This is a genomic window from Burkholderia sp. MSMB1459WGS, from assembly GCF_001534535.1.
In the GTDB taxonomy this organism is placed as follows: Bacteria; Pseudomonadota; Gammaproteobacteria; order Burkholderiales; family Burkholderiaceae; genus Burkholderia.
In genome coordinates this window covers 141,008-156,541 of the sequence record NZ_LPMU01000003.1, presented here as the reverse complement: position 1 = coordinate 156,541, position 15,534 = coordinate 141,008, and the positions used below count along the sequence as shown (strand labels likewise).

Below are 15,534 nucleotides of genomic sequence, written 5' to 3'. Positions count from 1 at the left end.
CGACCCACGGGCGGCAGTCGCCTGCAAAGGCCGTCGCCCCTTCGCTCGCCAGGCAGACTGATTCGCTTGCGATTCCTGCATTTTCCGTTCGATCGCTTTTCGTCACGGGCGAGCCTTGCACGCAGGCTCACCGCCCCGCTGCGCGCAGGTCCGGCGCGGTGCCGGCGACGACCGGGCACGACGGCGGCAACGCCTGCCCGAACAACACGGCCAGACCGCAGGCAGACGTGAACATGCCGAGGCCGTCATGCCCGACACCCGGCACTTCGACGACCTGCTGCGCGAGATCGTCCGGATGCCGCTTCTTCAGGTAATCGAAATAGGCGAGCCCGCGCGCCAACCGGTACGGCCCCTGCGCCATCGCCGCGCACGAGCGATCGATGAAATGCGTGTAGGGATTCGTGTCGGCCTGCCCGAGCAGGTACACGACATGGCGCGCGACGTAGCGCGTCTCGAGATCGCGCACGTCCTGCGACGCAACGTAAGGCGGCGCCGATTTCAACCCGTACTTCCATTCGGTCGCGCGCGGACAGGCGCCGCCTGCAAGCGCGTCGGCATTCGGGCGTTCGTCGTCGAAATACAGGTAGCTCGACGGGTTCGCGACCACGTAGCGCACGGCGATGCCGGCCCGCGCCAGCGCATCGCCTTCGCGCCCGGTGACTGCATAACGCTGCAGCAACTGCGCGCCGGCGGAGTGACCGATCACGACGACCGTGGATAACGACGGGTACAGGCTGCGGTCGGCGAAATGCGCGAGCAGCGCGTCGAGCGCCGCGAACGAGCTGATCGGGCCCGGCTCGCGCGCCGGGTCGCCGCCCTTCCATCCTTCCTGCGTCCACGCGAGCGTCGGTGCGGGCAACGAAAACGCGCGCACGTCGGCGCGTGTCAGGAACTGCGGTGCGACCACCATCGTGCCCGCGCCGAGCGCACCGGCCTTGTCGACGACCTTGCGCCCCGTTGCGTAGTACGCGTCGGCATTGCGCAGCGTGCCGTGAATCACGATGAACACGCGCGTGACGTCGGGCGCGGCCCGGTCGAGCGGATGATCGGCGTAGACGGGCAGCATCGCACGGCCCTGCGGCGTGTCGACGGTCACCCGTTGGTCGGCGACGGCCTTGACCGGCGCTTCGAGGCGTTCGCGCTGCGTGGGCGTGACGGCTTCGGCCGGCTGTGTGGCGGCCAGCATGCCCGCCGCCGCGCAGGCTACCGCAAGCGGCACGGCGGATGAAAACGCTCGGGCTGCCGGCAGCGCACGCGCGGCGCGTCGGATGCGGGCAAAGGCGACGGATATGACGGACATGGCGGCGACTCGAGTGGCGGATATGACTTGAACGGCGATGGTCGCAGAATCCGTCGCGCGCTGCCGGCCCATTGCGGAAAACGGGTCAGCCGGCCGGTTGCGCACCCGGTTCGACGTCGGCGCACGCTTCGCCCGATCGGCGCTGCATCTGCTGCACGATGCCGGCCAGTTCGCCGATATGCGTCGGCACTGCCTGCTTGCCGGCGCGCGCCCACGCTTCGAACGACGTCATGCCGCTCACCGCGCCGACGAACGGCACGCCGGCGCGCTCGGCCGCCTGCGCGTCCACTGCGTGGTCGCCGACGTAGACCGCCGCCGCGGCAGGCAGACCCAGCCGCGCCAGTGCCTGCACGAGCCCTTCGGGGTCCGGCTTGTGGCGCTGCACGTCTTCCCCGCCGATCACCACGTCGACCCGCGATTGCAAGCCGTGACGTTCGAGAATCGCGTCGATCCGGTAGCGAAACTTGGACGACACGATCGCGACGGCGATTCCTTGCTCGCGCAACGCCGCAAGCAGCGGCGGCACTTCGGGATAGATGCGGGTGCCGGACACCATGATCTCGTCGGCGCGCGCCACGAAGTGCCGCGCGAACGCATCGGCCCGCGCCGCGCCGGTTTCGCCCGTCAACGAACGGAACATGTCCGGCAGCGGCAACCCGATCACGGCGCCGATCTGCGCGGGCGTCGGGCCGGCGGCGCCGAGCCGGTCCAGCGCATGCTCGGTGCACGCGACGATCGCGGCGGACGAATCCGCCAGCGTCAGGTCGAAATCGAATATCACGGCCCGAACTGGCATGAAAGACTCCGTAAGCCAAGCACGATGCCACGTATGTTACGCGGGCGGCGACATGAGATCGTCGCCGAGATGGCCAGAAACCGGCACTCCTCCGTCGAAGGCGCCTCCCGCCGTCGATCCGCCCCCGCGATCGCCGCACGCTATCAACCCCATTGCCGACAGTGCTTTCGAACATATCGCAAAATAACGATATAAGATTCGTTCATCGACGATACCCGTTGCCTGATCGACACGCCCAGCCTTTCCATGCCGACCGAACTCGACATCGACGCGATCCTGAAAGCGCTCTCGAACCCCGTGCGCCGGGAGATCCTCGTCTGGCTGAAAACGCCCGGCGAGCATTTTCCGCAACAGACGCTGCCGTACGAACACGGCGTCTGCGCGGGCCAGATCGACGCGCGCTGCGGGCTGTCGCAGTCGACCGTGTCCGCCCACCTCGCCACGCTGCAGCGCGCGGGGCTCGTGACGTCGACGCGGATCGGCCAATGGGCGTTCTTCCAGCGCAACGAGGCCGTCATCGACGCATTTCTCGACGCTCTGCGCCGCGAACTCTAGCCAACGGCCGAACCGGCCATGCGGGGGCGCCGTCGCACACGACGCGGCGGCTTTCCCGCCTTTCGTAAGAGGTTATCTGCCATGCCCACGTTGTTCGATCCCGTTACCCTCGGCGAGCTGACCCTGCCGAACCGCATCGTGATGGCGCCGCTCACCCGCTCCCGTGCGGGCGCGGCGCGCGTGCCGAACGCGCTGATGGCGCGCTACTACGCCGAGCGCGCGTCGGCCGGCCTGATCATTACCGAAGCGACGTCGGTCACGCCGCAAGGCGTCGGCTATGCCGACACGCCCGGCATCTGGTCCGACGAGCAGGTCGAAGGCTGGAAGCAGATCACGCAGGCCGTGCATGCGGCTGGCGGGCGCATCGTGCTGCAGCTCTGGCACGTCGGCCGGATCTCCGATCCGATGTTCCTGAACGGCGATCTGCCGGTCGCGCCGAGCGCGATCGCCGCGGGCGGCCACGTGAGCCTCGTGCGCCCGCAGCGCCCGTACGTGACGCCGCGCGCGCTCGAACTCGACGAAATTCCGGGCATCGTCGCCGCGTACCGCAAGGGCGCCGAAAATGCGAAGGCAGCCGGCTTCGACGGCGTGGAGATTCACGGCGCGAACGGCTACCTGCTCGACCAGTTCCTGCAGGACAGCACCAATCGCCGCACCGATGCATACGGCGGCCCGATCGAGAATCGCGCCCGCCTGCTGCTCGAAGTGGTCGACGCGGCGATCGACGTGTGGGGCGCCGGCCGGGTCGGCGTGCACCTCGCACCGCGCGGCGACGCGCATACGATGGGCGACTCCGATCCGGCGGCAACGTTCGGCTATGTCGCGCGCGAACTCGGCCGCCGCAGGATCGCGTTCATCTTCACGCGCGAATCGTATTCGGGCGACGAGTTGAGCCCGCGCCTGAAGGAGGCGTTCGGCGGCCCGCTGATCGCGAACGAGCAGTTCACGCTCGATACCGCGCAGGCCGCGCTCGCGAACGGCAGCGCCGATGCGATCGCCTGGGGCAAGCTGTTCATCGCGAACCCGGACCTGCCGCGCCGCCTCGAAATCGGTGCGCCGCTCAACACGCCGGTGCCGGAGACGTTCTACGCGGAAGGCGAAACGGGCTACACCGACTACCCGGCGCTGAGCGACGCGGCCTGACGGCAGAACGGTGCGGGTTCAGGCGTGCACGTCGGCGCGCATGAACACGCGCCGCGTTTCGTCGAGACCGAGCGCGACGTGGTGCGCGCGAATCGCGCGCAGCGCGTCGTCGAGCGCCGCATCGTCGACGATCCGGAAACCGAGGCGCGCGTAGTAAGGCGCATTCCACGGCGCGTCGCGGAACGTCGACAGCACCACCTGCTCGACGTGCTCCCGCGCCGCGCGCACCATCACCTGTTCGATGAGACGTGCGCCGATCCGCTGTCCGGCATGCGACGGCGCGACGTCCAGTTCCTCCAGATACAGCCGCTGCGCATCGAGCAGCCGGTAGAACGCGAATCCGACGCACGTGCCTTGCGGATCGACCGCGACGTACGCGCGACCGTCGTCGATCCGCACGCGCACGGCGGCCGCATCGGTCGGCTCACCGTCGGCGATATCGGCCATGCCGATCGCGCGAAATCGCTGCGCGGCGGCGACTTCCACGGCGGCCATCGCGGCCGCGTCTTCCCGCGTGGCGGGACGAATCAGGATCGATGCAGGCATGACGGCGATTCAGGCAGACAGTCTGGAACGGCCGTCACTATAATCGAAACTTCAGACGTTTCGAACGCCTACCCAGGAGGCTTGCCATGACGTTGTCCGCCCTCGCCGTCTTCGCCTTCGCGTTGCTCGTCACCGCCGGCACGCCCGGCCCGAGCGTTGCCGCGCTCGTTGCACGCGTGCTGACGAACGGCGTGCGCGACGTGCTGCCGTTCCTCGCCGCGATGTGGCTCGGCGAAGCGCTGTGGCTCACGCTCGCGGTCGCGGGGCTGTCCGCGTTCGTGCGCACGTTCGCGACGGGCCTGATCGTGCTCAAGCTGCTCGGCGTCGCGTACCTGCTGTTCCTTGCGTGGAAAATGTGGACCGCGCCCACGTCGGCGGGCACGGACGAGCTGCCGACCGGCCAGTCGCCGTGGCGCATGTTCGTGGCCGGTATGCTGGTCACGCTCGGCAACCCGAAGATCATGCTGTTCTATCTTGCACTGCTGCCGACGATCGTCGATCTGACGCATGTCGGTGTCGTCGCGTGGGCCGAGCTCGTCGGCACGATGTTCGCCATCCTGATTCTCGCCGACTGCTTCTGGTCGCTGCTCGCTTCGCGTGCGCGTGCGTTGCTCACGTCGGCACGCGCAAAGCGGATCGCGAACCGCACGAGCGCGACCGCGATGGCCGGCGCGGCGGTGGCGATCGCGACGCGGTAAGCCGCCGTCGGGCGCGCAGCGCGGTTCCCTTCTTCGTCGCCTCGGGAATCGACATGAAAACCTGGCTATCGGCTGTCCTGCTCTGCCTGTGCGCCACGGTTGCGCACGCGGCCGGTGTCGAGTTCGTCCGGATCCCCGCCGATGCAACCGGCCCCGAGTTGCGTGCGAAGCAGATCCGTGCTGGCGACCTGCCGAAGGCGCCGCTGACGCACGATCCGCGCATCAAGGCCTACGTGCTCGCCGATCCGTTCGACATGTTTCCGACCGTCGACATGCTGAAGGACGTGCATGCGCCGATCCAGCTGTGGGCGTCCGTGGGCGTCCGCATCGGGCGGCGGCGGTGTCGAGCCGCAAACGATCTCCGAAGTGGCTGCCCTGCTGCCGCAACGGCCGGAATTCCACGTCGTGCCGCATTCCGCCCATTTCGCGTTTCTGTCGCCGTGTTCCGAACGGCTCGCACGCAGCGCACCCGAGATCTGCACCGACGCAAAGGGATTCGATCGCGCCACATTCCACGAAACGCTCGACGCCAAGGCACTCGCGTTCTTCAACGCGAATCTTCGCTGACTAGCAGCGAAACGCCTTGCGCCAGCCGCCCTGCTCAGGCGCGCGATCGTTGCATTCGATCAGCGCACGCACCAGCGCCCAGTCGCCGTCGTCGCAGAAATCGAGCAGCACCGCGCCGTACGGGCCGCGCTGCTCGCGCAAGCGCTCGGCCAGTCGCGCATGAATCCCCTGCACCCGGCCATCGCCGAATGCGACTACCGACGGATTCGCCCCCATCCCCGTTCCGCTGCAGAAACTGAGCGCCCAGCGGCCGCTGTCCGGCAGCGGCAGGTGCGTCAGCAGTGCGTCGATCGCGCGCCACTTCCATGCGATCGACGCTGCCACCGGCACGCGATATTCGTCCTGGATCACGAATGCGCCGTCCGGATGATCGATCGTAAACGTCGCGTTGTCGGACCACGCGGTCAAGTCGATACCGAGCGGCCGGCCGCTGCGAAAGCGCCGCAACAGCACGACCGCGCCGCGCACGTCGCCGAGCGTCGGCAGCGTGCCGCCGGCATGCCAGCGCAGCCGCGGATGCCGCGCGCGATGCGCGTCGAACGTCGCATCGAAACCGCGCGTGCACGCATGCGCCGGCCACTCGTCCTTCACCGACATCACGATGCATTCGCGAGGATGCGCATCGAGAAAGCGCGTACAGGTTGCCAGCACGTCGTCGAACGTCATGCCGAGCGCGATGCCGCCGTGATGGATGTCGAACGCGTCGCGCACGTGCCGGCAGCGGATGTCGAGCAGCCGCACGCCATGCGCGAGCTGCGCGTCGAGCGGCGCACGCTGCGTGCGCACCAGCGGATCGTCGACCGTATACGCACAGGTGTCATGGCTGCCCGGTAGGGTCAGCGTATGCAGCAGCCGCGCGTCGTCGAGCGCCGACATCCAGTCGGCAGGCGGCATGCACGTATCGTGGCGCGAAGGAATCATGAATCGATGAATGACAAGGAAAGAAAACCGTGGGTGACGGCCTCGGATGTCGCGGCGCGGGCCGGCGTGTCGCGCTCCGCGGTGTCGCGCGCGTTCTCGCCGACGGCAAGCATCGCACCGCAAACGCGCGAACGGGTGATGGTCGCCGCGCGTGCGCTGGGCTACCAGGTCAACCTGATCGCGCGCGACATGATCACGCAGCGCAGCAGCATGATCGGCGTCGTGACGGCCGGGTTCGAGAACCCGTTCCGCGCGCGGCTGCTGTCGGACCTGATGGCCGCGCTCGGGCAGCGCGCGCTCACGCCGATCGTGACCAATGCGGAAGATCCGCGCCAGGTCCGGCAATCGCTCGAACAACTGCTCCGCTACCGGATCGCGGGCCTCGTGATGACGTCCGCATCGCCGCCGCTGTCGGTCGCGCAGCAGTATCTCGAACACCGGATTCCGGTCGTGATGATCAACCGCGAAGCGAATCTGCCGGGCGCGGACGTGATCGTCAGCGACAACGCGGCGGGCGCCGTCCACGCCGCGCAGCGGCTCGTGCGGGCCGGCGCGCGCCGGCTCGCGTTCGTCGGGCCGCGCAGCGCGAGCTACAGCGCGCGGTCGCGCGCCGCGGCGTTCGAACAGGCGATCGGGCAACGCGACGCGTTCGACGCGACGCTCGTACGCGTGCTCGACACGCCGTCCGACACCCACGCCAGCGGCATCGACGCCGCGCGGCAACTGTTCGCGGCCGGCGAGCGGCCCGACGGCGTGTTCTGCTCGTCCGACCTGCTCGCACTCGGCGTGATCGACGTCGCGCGCCGCGAATTCGGCTTGCGCGTGCCGGACGACCTTCGCGTGATCGGCTTCGACGACATCCCCGCCGCCGCATACGATGCGTATGGGCTGACGACGCTGCGGCAGGACACGCACGGCCTCGCGCACGCGGCGATCGACCTGCTCGCCGACCGGATGCAGACGTTCGACGGCCCGTCGCGCACGTGCGTCGTACCGGTCACGCAGGTGGTGCGGGACAGTTGCGCGTGACGGCGCGGGACCGGGCGCGGCCACGCCGCGCGTCACTTCAACCCGCCCGCGAACCCGCGCAACAGGTAGCGCTGCACGTAGCCGGCCACGGCGAGCGTGGGCAGCGACGCCATCAGCCCCGCGCTCATCAGGTCGCCCCAGTCGATGCCGTTCTCCGTCACGTAGCCGGCAATCGCGAGCGGCAGCGTGAAGCGGCTCGGCGTCGACACGAACAGCAGCGCGATCAGGAATTCGTTCCAGGCCGCGATGAACACGAAGATCGCGGTCGCAATCAGCCCCGGCGCGCACAGCGGCAACACGATCTGCACGAGCCGCCGGGCGAGCCCCGCGCCATCGATGCACGCCGCTTCCTCGTATTCGACCGGCACGTCGCGCACGAACGCGAGCAGCATCCAGATCGCCATCGGCAACGCGTAGATCTGGTACGCGAGCGTCAGGCCGAGCGTCGAATCGAGCAGGTGCAGCCGCTTCGCGAGCGCGAACAGCGGCACCGCGATCGTGATCGGCGGCATCAGCTTCAACGCCAGCACGAGCACCAGGAACAGCAGATCGAGCCGCGCCGGAAATCGCAGCCGCACGAGTGCATACGCGGCCGGAAACGCGAGCGCCAGCGCGAGCAGCGTCGTGCCGAAGCCGACCAGCAGCGAATTGGCGAGCGGCGCGCCGACGCCGTTGGACCACACCGATGAAAAATGCTCGACGGTCGGCGCGGCCGGCCAGATCCGCAACGGATGATCGAGGCGTTCGAGGGTCGGCATGAAGGCCGCGCCGGCCATCCACAGGCACGGCAGCAGCAACAGCGCGAGTGCGACGATGCGCAGCGCCCACGGCACCGCGTGACCGAATACGGCGCCCGTCCGTGCGCACGAGATGCCCGCCGATTGCGTCGTCATGCGCGCCGCTTGCGAACCGTCTGCCATACGTACCCCGAGACCAGCAGCGCGGACGCCGCGAGCATCAGCACCGACGCGGCACTCGCCGGCCCGACGTTGAAGAAGCGGAAGCCCGTGTCGTAGATATAGGTCGACAGCGTCTGCGTCGCATTGCCGGGGCCGCCGCCCGTCAGTGCATAGACCTTGTCGAACAGCTTGAACGTGTCGATCGATCGCAGCAGCAGCGCAAGGCCGATCTGCGGCGCCGCGAGCGGCAGCGTGATGTCGCGCAGGCACTGCCACTCGCTCGCGCCGTCGGTGCGTGCGGCTTCGTACAGTTCCTGCGGAATCGACTGCAGCCCGGCCAGCACGATCAGGAACGCCATCGGCGTCCACTGCCACACGTCGACGAGTGCGAGCGACCACAGCGCGAGGTGCGGATCGGACAGCCAGCGCACGCCGTCGATGCCGAACGCCGCGAGCAGCGCGTTGAGGAAACCGTCGAAGTTCAGCCAGTTGCGCCAGATCGCCGAGCACACGAGCGTGGACAGCATCATCGGCAGGATCGCGAGCGGCAGCGCGATGCGCCGCCCCGGAAACGCGCGCACGAACAGCAGCGCGAGACCGAAGCCCAGCGCGACTTCGGCGAGCGACGCGACGAGCGTGAAGCGCAGCGTGTTGCCGAAGCCGGCCGTAAACGCATCGTCGCCGAGCACCGCGCGATAGTTCGCGAGCCCCGCGAACGCGCGGCGGCCGGCCGAGTAATCGACCCGGCAGAACGAGTCGATCAGCACCTGCGCGACCGGATACAGCGCAAGCGCGGCGAGCACCAGCAGCGCCGGCCCGAGCAGCGCGACGAACGGCAGGCCGCGGCCGAACGCTTTCATGCGGAACGCCCGGCCAGCGGATCGACGGGCGCGCTCACTTGCCGGCCGCGACCGTCGCCTGCGCGATCTTCTGCTGCGCCTGGCGCAGCGCGGCATCGGGCGCTGCCTGCCCCGTCAACGCGAGCTGTAACTGATCGCCGAGAATGCTCTCGACCTGCTGCCAGTCCTTCACGCGCGGCCGTGCGCGGCCAGCCTCGAGCGCCTTCAGTTGATCGGGATACCAGCGGTACTGGCGCACCAGCGCCGGATCGTTGAAGACGCTGCGGCGAGTCGGCGGAATGCCGATGCCGGCGAGGCGCGTCTGCGTATCGCGCGCGCTCAGGTAAGCGAGGAAGTCCTGCGCGAGCTTCGCGTGCGGCGCGTCCTTCGGAATGCCCATCTGCCAGATGCCGAGCATCGGCGCCGGGCCTGCGGTCTGCCCCGGCGGCGGCTGCAGCGCGATCTGCCCGACCACGCGCGACTGCTTCGGATCGTCGAGCGCCGGCACCCACGCCGGCCATACCTCGATCGACTGCGCGGCCGTGCCGCGCTGCAATGCATCGCGCACTTCGGCCGCGCCGTACACGTCGACGTCCTTCGGCGCGAACGCCTTCAGCGCGAGGAACGTCTTCAGTGCAGCCTGCGCTTCGCGCGAATCGATCGTCACGTTGCCGGCATGGTCGAACACGTCGCCGCCGTACGCCCACAGGATCGGCAGGAACCCCGTGACGACCGGGTTGCCTTTCGTGCCGCGGAACACGACGCCCGACACGCTCTTGTCCGCGCCACCGACGGTCTGCGCGATCTTCAGCACGTCGTCCCAGTTGCGCGGCGGCTGCAGCTTGTACTTCGCGAGCAGATCCTTGCGGTACGCGAACATCTCGACGTTGCCAACGATCGGCAGCGCGTACAGCGCACCGGCCGCATTGCGGCCGAGCGCGACGGCGGACGGCACGAGATCGGCGTCCGCAAGCGACGCGGGCAGCGGCTTCAGCCAGCCGTTGCCGATGAATTCGGGCGCCCACGTGTCGTCCATCATCACGAGGTCGTAGGCGCCCGTGCCTTCGCGCATCGACAGCTTGAGCTTCTGGTACAGGTTCGCGTTCGGCAGCTTGAGCAGTTCGATCTCGGTGCCCGGATGCAGCTTGTTGAAGCCGGCGACGGCGTCGGTCAGCCCTTTGCCGTAGATGTCGTCGCGGCCCGCGATGACGAGATCGGCGGCCACGGCGTGCATGGCGGCGAAGGACAGCGCAAGGGCGACGGACAGCGCGCGCAGGCGGCTCGGCAAGGTCATGAGGTCTCTCTCGTTCGGCGTGGTGGCGGGACGGCCAGGCGTTGCACACGTGTGCAACGCGGGGGACGCGGCTGGCCGCCTGATGCGAACGCCATTGTTCACGCCGATCGTTAAGAATTTGTGGCATGCGGCGAATGCCGGTGCGCGGCATTTGTCGTCGTACCGCTCGCGCCGGCCGTATCGATCGTGCCGTGACGCGACGACGGCCCGGAGGTCAGCCAGGCACGCCATGCGCGCCCGGCCGGCCACCTCATGCCCGCAGCAGCAGCCGTCAGAAGTTCACGCGAATCCCGGCCAGCACCGCCAGCTGCCGGCTCGAATTGCTGTTCGCGAGCACCGGAATCTGCGCATAGTTCGCCGCGTTGCCGTTCGCGTCGGTGCCGAGCCCCGTGCCGCTCGCGATTTGCCCGATCGCGACCGCATACAGCGCCGTGCGCTTCGACAGGCTGTAGTTCGTGCCGAGGTTGATCTGGTGGAACCGCGTCGTACCGCGCCCGTCCGTATGCGCGGCGTTGAAGATGTACGCGACGCCGCCTTGCAGCGCCGGCGTGAACATGTACGTGACGTTCAGCTCGCCGACGTCGAACGTGAACGCCTGCGTGCGCGGCTGTGCGGCGGTCGAGGAATAGCGGCTGTCGCCCAGGCGCGTATGCGTGTAGGTCAGCGCGACCGTCGCCGCGCCGAACGTGAGCGATCCGCCCGCGCCGAACGCGCGCATCGAGCCGGCATCCTGCAGCAGGCAATACATCGCGCCCGGGTTGCCGCACGCGAAATCGCCGATATAGCCGCTCGCGCCGCCGAGCGCCGCGTCGAGCGGCTGATGCAGGTCGAGATAGCCGAGCGAGAACGCCACCGGCGCACGGGTGTACGTCGCGGCCACCGCATAGCCGCGCTTCGCGGAAAAATCGCCGGCCTGCCCACCGAAGCTGAACGTGCCGCCGAACGTGAGCCCGTTGAAATCGGCGCTGGTGAATTTCACCGCGTTGTTGAAGTTGAAGGCGGCATTGAGGTTGTCGACGTCGCCGAGATGCGAGCCGTACGGCGTCGCCCAGTTGTTGCTCGACACGTACGCGCCGAGCATGTCGGTGTACGAGTCGTATTGCCGGCCGAGGCCGAGCGTGCCGATCCCGTCCTGGCGCAGCCCGACCCATGCCTGCCGGCTGAATGCGGTGCCGCCCTGCAGCGCCTGCCCGCTCGCCGACAGGAACTGCTGCTCGAGCGTAAATACCGCATCGAGGCCGCCGCCGAGCGGCTCGGCGCCCTGGAAGCCGAAGCGGGACGGCACGAGGTTGCCGCCGCCCATCTGCCACGCATGGCCGCCGCCCGTGCTGCCGTCGGCGCGCGTGAACTGCTGGTTGGTCGAATAGATGATGCCGGTGTCCACGGTGCCGTACAGCGTCACGCTCCCCGAGGTTTGCGCGTGCGCGTGCACGCAACCCAGCATGACCGCGGCCGCGGCCAGTCGTCGTCCGTTCTTCATGTCCCGCCCCTCCATGTTCATCGATTTGCACTGCGAACCGATGGTGTTGTCGATATGGGTGGCAGGACTTTATCCAGCGAAAATTCCGGACCCCTATCCCAAATCAGCAAACGGTGACGAGGACGGGCGACGCACGACGGCGCCGTCGCGGCAGGAGGACGTCACTCGGGCCGCAAGGTTTGCGACGGCAACTCGCCGAACAGGTCGCGATACTCGCGCGCGAAATAGCCGAGATGCGTGAAGCCCCAGCTCGCGGCGGCTTCGCCGACGCCGAGCTGCTGCAACGGCGTCGTGCGCAGCAGGCGACGCACCGCGTTCAGCCGGATCGTGCGCAGGTAGCCGACCGGCGTGACGTCCGCCACGCGCTGAAAGCTCGTTTGCAGCGTGCGGCGGCTGCAGCGCAGCGCGCGGCACAGTTCGAGCACGGTGACGGGTTCTTCGGGCCGCTCGCGCAGATGCTTCTCGCAGCGGCTCACGATATCGCTGTAGGTGGCGTGCGTGATGTCGCGGCGCTCGACGCCGATGCCCTGTTCGAGTGCATCGAGAAACATGCCGAGCATCGCGTCGCGAAACATCTTGCGGGTGGCCGCATATTCGAGGCAGCCCGGGTTGCGCTGGGCATCGTCGATCAGCGCCGACAACCGCATGCCGAGCGCGACGCCCTGCGCATCGGACAGCCGCGTCACGTGCCGCAGCCTGCGCGCAGCAGCCGCACCGAATTCGGCTTCGCACAGCTCGTCGACCATGTCGGACGCCGCGCTGATCCCGACGAGCCCCATCCCTTCCGGCGTGTGGAATTCGAAATCCTCGCCGGCGCGCAGCGCGAGCAGCGCATAGCCGTCGACCGGCTGCCCCTGGAACGTACCCGCGAGCGGCACGGACAGCGGCACCGCGAGCGACGTGCGCCCGAGCGGCGCGAGCCCCGTTTGCGCGACACGCCGGTTGGTCGTCTCGCGGAAGAAGTGGAAATCGTCGTACAGCACCTGCGTGACGGTGCCCTTGAAGCGGCCCGGCGTCATCTGACGATAGACCTGATGCCAGCCCGCGATCGCGAGCCCGTGATCGTGCACGTCTTCGTGTGAGCGTGACTGGAACAGCATCGGCGTCTCCGGTAAAACCCTGGGGTGCTGGACGCGGCCGCCGGGTTCGCGCGGCACGCATCGCCATAGCTTACCCTCGCAAAATCCTGCGTAGTACGGTTTCGAACGCGAGACAGGCCGCCGACAGCGCCGCGGCCTGCTCGTCGATCAGCCTGACATAGCGGCGAAACGACGGCATCCGGTTCACGACCTCGCTGCCGCCGAACGGCACGATCGCGAGCGTCCAGCGGCCGTCGCGCGCGTCGATCGCGCAGTCGGTCAGGTGCAGCGGCCGCAGCGCGTCGGCCAGCGCCGGCTCGGCGATCAATGCGGCCAGCGTGTCGACGAAGCGCGGGTCGCATCCGGGCGCGGGCGCCGCCTCGATGCCGGTTCGACGCAGCCAGCCGGTCTGCCGCACGCGCGCGCTGCCCCGCGCGGCCGGGCCGTCGGCGGCCGCCGTCACCTTCACGCCGACCGTATGCATCAAGAACTGGCGCTCGACGCGCTCGTCGATGCTCACGCGCACGCCGTTCGACAGCCGCGCCGTGACACCACCGACGCCGCCAACGCCGCCGCCGGCATCGCGCACGGCCCGCAGATCGGCGAGCACGCGCGCGGCGATCGCGCCGGAGCGGTGACCGGGCGGCGGCGCATCGGCCGCCGCGCGCCATCGGGCGAGTACGGCCTTCACGGCGCGACGTGCTCGTTGCGCAGCACGTCCTCGACCGGCACCGGCTTGAACGGATGCCGGCGCTGCACGACGAGCGTCCAGAACAGCGCGTACAGCGCGGTGAGCCCCAGCATCGCGCCGAACGGCACGTAGATGTCGCGCGGGTTCATCCCGGGCGGCGTGATGTACCAGATCGCAAGCACGATACCGACGCTCGACACGATCTGCGGCAGCGGGAACAGCGGCGAACGGTACGGCCGCGGCAGGTCCGGGCGGCGGATACGCAGCATCACGACCGATGCGGTGACGAGCAGGTACGCGGTGCCCCACGCGCAGGTCGCGGCAAGCACGAGATGCAGGATGCTGTCGAGATTGCCGTTGATCAGCCACGCATGGAAGATCGGCACGACCGCCGACGCGACGATGCCGACTACCGGCGTCTTGAAACGCGGATGCAGGTACGCGAAGCAGCGCGGCAGCGCGCCGTCGATCGCCATCCCGTACAGAATGCGCGGCAGCCCGGCCATCAGCGTGTTGATCGTCGCGGCGCCCGCGCACAGGAACGCGATGCCGAACCACACGCGGCCGAATGGCCCGAGCACCTGCAGCGCGAAAGCGGGAATCGCGCCCGGCGTGTCGAGCAGGTGTGTGAGGCCGTCGGGGCTCACCGGCACGTTCGCGACCTGGCGGCGGATCGCCGCGCCGTACAGGAACATGCAGATCGCGACGCCGACGAGGCCGAGCGCCATCGCGCGCGGGATCGTGCGGCCCGGCGCCTTCATTTCCGGCGCGAGCGGCGTGACGAACTCGCAGCCGACGAACATGAACATCGCCATCCCGACCAGCGACAGCACGGCCGGGATCGACGTGCCGACGGCCGAGCCGCCGAACCAGCCGTCGAGATGCACGGCCGGCGCGGCCGCAAGCCCGAGGATCCCGAAGATCATCAGCGACAGCCACATGCCGGCCGTCAGCACGATCTCGAGCTTGCTGAATACCTTGATGCCGACGATGTTGGTGATCGCGAACGTGACCACGAGGCCGACGCCGACGAGCCATGAACTGTTGTGCTTCTCGAACGCGGCGTTCAGCGACTCGAAGTTCACGAGCGCCATGATGCCGCTCAGGATCGTCTCCGCCGTGCCGGCGAACACGTGCACGAGGAAATACGCGGAAATCGTGCCGGTGATCGCCCAGAAGCGGCCGAGCCCGCACGACAGGTAATCGTAAACCGAGCCGGCCGTCGGCAGCATCGCGGCGGCTTCGGAGAACGTGGTCGCCTGCGCCTGCATCATCACGAACGCAACGATCATCGCGACCGCGAACGCCCAGCCGCCCATCCCGAAGCCCGACGTCGCGGTGAGGATCACCGGGCTCGCCATGATGAGGCCGACGGCGCTCGCCAGCGCGGTCGGGAAACCGACCGCACCGGCCTTCAATGCGGCGCCGCCGCCCGCTTCAGCCGGCAAGCCGGCGGACGTATCGCCCGCGGCGCCGGTCATTCCCGACCATCCCGACATCGTTGTCTCCTTCGTAGGTTGGCCCGAGCCGGCGCTTCGGCGGCGGCCGGGGCCGGATGCTCTGCGGTCGGCCCCGGGCGGTGCTTCAGCACGACGAGACCCGGGACCCTTGTCGATCACGGCGTGATCCGATGTCGAAAAAATACGCAGGCAAAATAATCCGGTCATAGCGCAAATCGGCAAACCCGCGATGGCGTT

General features: G+C 68.7%; 17 protein-coding genes. 5 read left to right on the top strand and 12 right to left on the bottom strand.

The window, feature by feature from the left end; translation table 11 throughout:
* Nucleotides 1-127: 127 nt before the first annotated feature.
* Both WT97_RS01520 and WT97_RS01515 read right to left on the bottom strand, forming a co-directional pair.
* Entirely contained in the window at nucleotides 128-1,300 is a 1,173-nt protein-coding gene (locus tag WT97_RS01520) for a hypothetical protein (protein ID WP_060352682.1), read from the bottom strand.
* An 85-nt stretch (nucleotides 1,301-1,385) separates the two neighbouring features.
* The gene (locus WT97_RS01515) at nucleotides 1,386-2,096 is read right to left on the bottom strand and encodes an HAD family hydrolase (RefSeq protein WP_059502730.1); all 711 of its coding nucleotides are present in this window, start codon (nucleotides 2,094-2,096) and stop codon (nucleotides 1,386-1,388) included.
* A gap of 246 nt (nucleotides 2,097-2,342) precedes the next feature.
* On the opposite strand from WT97_RS01515, the gene WT97_RS01510 reads away from it, so the two are divergent.
* Together WT97_RS01510 and WT97_RS01505 are read left to right on the top strand one after the other, a co-directional pair.
* Complete coding sequence (locus WT97_RS01510) at nucleotides 2,343-2,651, top strand: helix-turn-helix transcriptional regulator (RefSeq protein ID WP_011547377.1); 309 nt, start codon at nucleotides 2,343-2,345, stop codon at nucleotides 2,649-2,651.
* Nucleotides 2,652-2,732: 81 nt separating this feature from the next.
* A complete protein-coding gene (locus tag WT97_RS01505; protein ID WP_059502729.1) occupies nucleotides 2,733-3,794 on the top strand; it encodes an alkene reductase in 1,062 nt (353 codons plus the stop codon).
* Nucleotides 3,795-3,812: 18 nt separating this feature from the next.
* Here WT97_RS01505 and WT97_RS01500 read toward each other — a convergent pair whose 3' ends face one another.
* A complete protein-coding gene (locus WT97_RS01500) occupies nucleotides 3,813-4,340 on the bottom strand; it encodes a GNAT family N-acetyltransferase (protein ID WP_060352681.1) in 528 nt (175 codons plus the stop codon).
* A gap of 86 nt (nucleotides 4,341-4,426) precedes the next feature.
* On the opposite strand from WT97_RS01500, the gene WT97_RS01495 reads away from it, so the two are divergent.
* Nucleotides 4,427-5,038, top strand: a complete 612-nt coding sequence (locus WT97_RS01495; protein WP_059502726.1) for a LysE family translocator — start codon at nucleotides 4,427-4,429, stop codon at nucleotides 5,036-5,038.
* Between the two features lie 65 nt (nucleotides 5,039-5,103).
* Here the strand turns inward: WT97_RS01495 and WT97_RS34815 are convergent, their stop codons facing one another.
* Nucleotides 5,104-5,328: a hypothetical protein gene (locus tag WT97_RS34815; protein WP_257127304.1), complete on the bottom strand. Its 225-nt coding sequence runs from the start codon at nucleotides 5,326-5,328 to the stop codon at nucleotides 5,104-5,106.
* Between the two features lie 76 nt (nucleotides 5,329-5,404).
* On the opposite strand from WT97_RS34815, the gene WT97_RS34810 reads away from it, so the two are divergent.
* Complete coding sequence (locus WT97_RS34810; protein ID WP_257128439.1) at nucleotides 5,405-5,605, top strand: hypothetical protein; 201 nt, start codon at nucleotides 5,405-5,407, stop codon at nucleotides 5,603-5,605.
* On the opposite strand, the gene WT97_RS01485 is transcribed toward WT97_RS34810, so the two are convergent.
* Nucleotides 5,606-6,526, bottom strand: coding sequence for a phosphatidylinositol-specific phospholipase C (locus WT97_RS01485; RefSeq protein WP_156440188.1), 921 nt, complete (start codon nucleotides 6,524-6,526; stop codon nucleotides 5,606-5,608). It lies immediately after the preceding gene.
* 6 nt (nucleotides 6,527-6,532) lie between these two features.
* On the opposite strand from WT97_RS01485, the gene WT97_RS01480 reads away from it, so the two are divergent.
* Nucleotides 6,533-7,555: a LacI family DNA-binding transcriptional regulator gene (locus WT97_RS01480; RefSeq protein WP_060352680.1), complete on the top strand. Its 1,023-nt coding sequence runs from the start codon at nucleotides 6,533-6,535 to the stop codon at nucleotides 7,553-7,555.
* 32 nt (nucleotides 7,556-7,587) lie between these two features.
* Here the strand turns inward: WT97_RS01480 and WT97_RS01475 are convergent, their stop codons facing one another.
* The 7 genes from WT97_RS01475 to WT97_RS01445 all read right to left on the bottom strand — a co-directional run bounded on the left by WT97_RS01475 (nucleotide 7,588) and on the right by WT97_RS01445 (nucleotide 15,336).
* The gene (locus tag WT97_RS01475) at nucleotides 7,588-8,448 is read right to left on the bottom strand and encodes a carbohydrate ABC transporter permease (RefSeq protein WP_060352679.1); all 861 of its coding nucleotides are present in this window, start codon (nucleotides 8,446-8,448) and stop codon (nucleotides 7,588-7,590) included.
* Complete coding sequence (locus WT97_RS01470; protein WP_060352678.1) at nucleotides 8,445-9,314, bottom strand: carbohydrate ABC transporter permease; 870 nt, start codon at nucleotides 9,312-9,314, stop codon at nucleotides 8,445-8,447. The genes WT97_RS01475 and WT97_RS01470 overlap by 4 nt, the downstream gene beginning before the upstream one ends.
* Nucleotides 9,315-9,348: 34 nt before the next feature.
* Nucleotides 9,349-10,587, bottom strand: coding sequence for an ABC transporter substrate-binding protein (locus tag WT97_RS01465; RefSeq protein ID WP_059502718.1), 1,239 nt, complete (start codon nucleotides 10,585-10,587; stop codon nucleotides 9,349-9,351).
* A 271-nt stretch (nucleotides 10,588-10,858) separates the two neighbouring features.
* Nucleotides 10,859-12,067 (bottom strand): porin, encoded by a 1,209-nt coding sequence (locus tag WT97_RS01460; protein WP_060352677.1) that lies wholly within the window; start codon nucleotides 12,065-12,067, stop codon nucleotides 10,859-10,861.
* Between the two features lie 161 nt (nucleotides 12,068-12,228).
* On the bottom strand, nucleotides 12,229-13,167 hold the full coding sequence (locus tag WT97_RS01455) for a helix-turn-helix domain-containing protein (protein WP_060352676.1): 939 nt from the start codon (nucleotides 13,165-13,167) through the stop codon (nucleotides 12,229-12,231).
* A 70-nt stretch (nucleotides 13,168-13,237) separates the two neighbouring features.
* Nucleotides 13,238-13,837: a DUF3156 family protein gene (locus tag WT97_RS01450; RefSeq protein WP_060352675.1), complete on the bottom strand. Its 600-nt coding sequence runs from the start codon at nucleotides 13,835-13,837 to the stop codon at nucleotides 13,238-13,240.
* On the bottom strand, nucleotides 13,834-15,336 hold the full coding sequence (locus WT97_RS01445; protein WP_059502712.1) for an APC family permease: 1,503 nt from the start codon (nucleotides 15,334-15,336) through the stop codon (nucleotides 13,834-13,836). The genes WT97_RS01450 and WT97_RS01445 overlap by 4 nt, the downstream gene beginning before the upstream one ends.
* Nucleotides 15,337-15,534 lie beyond the last annotated feature (198 nt).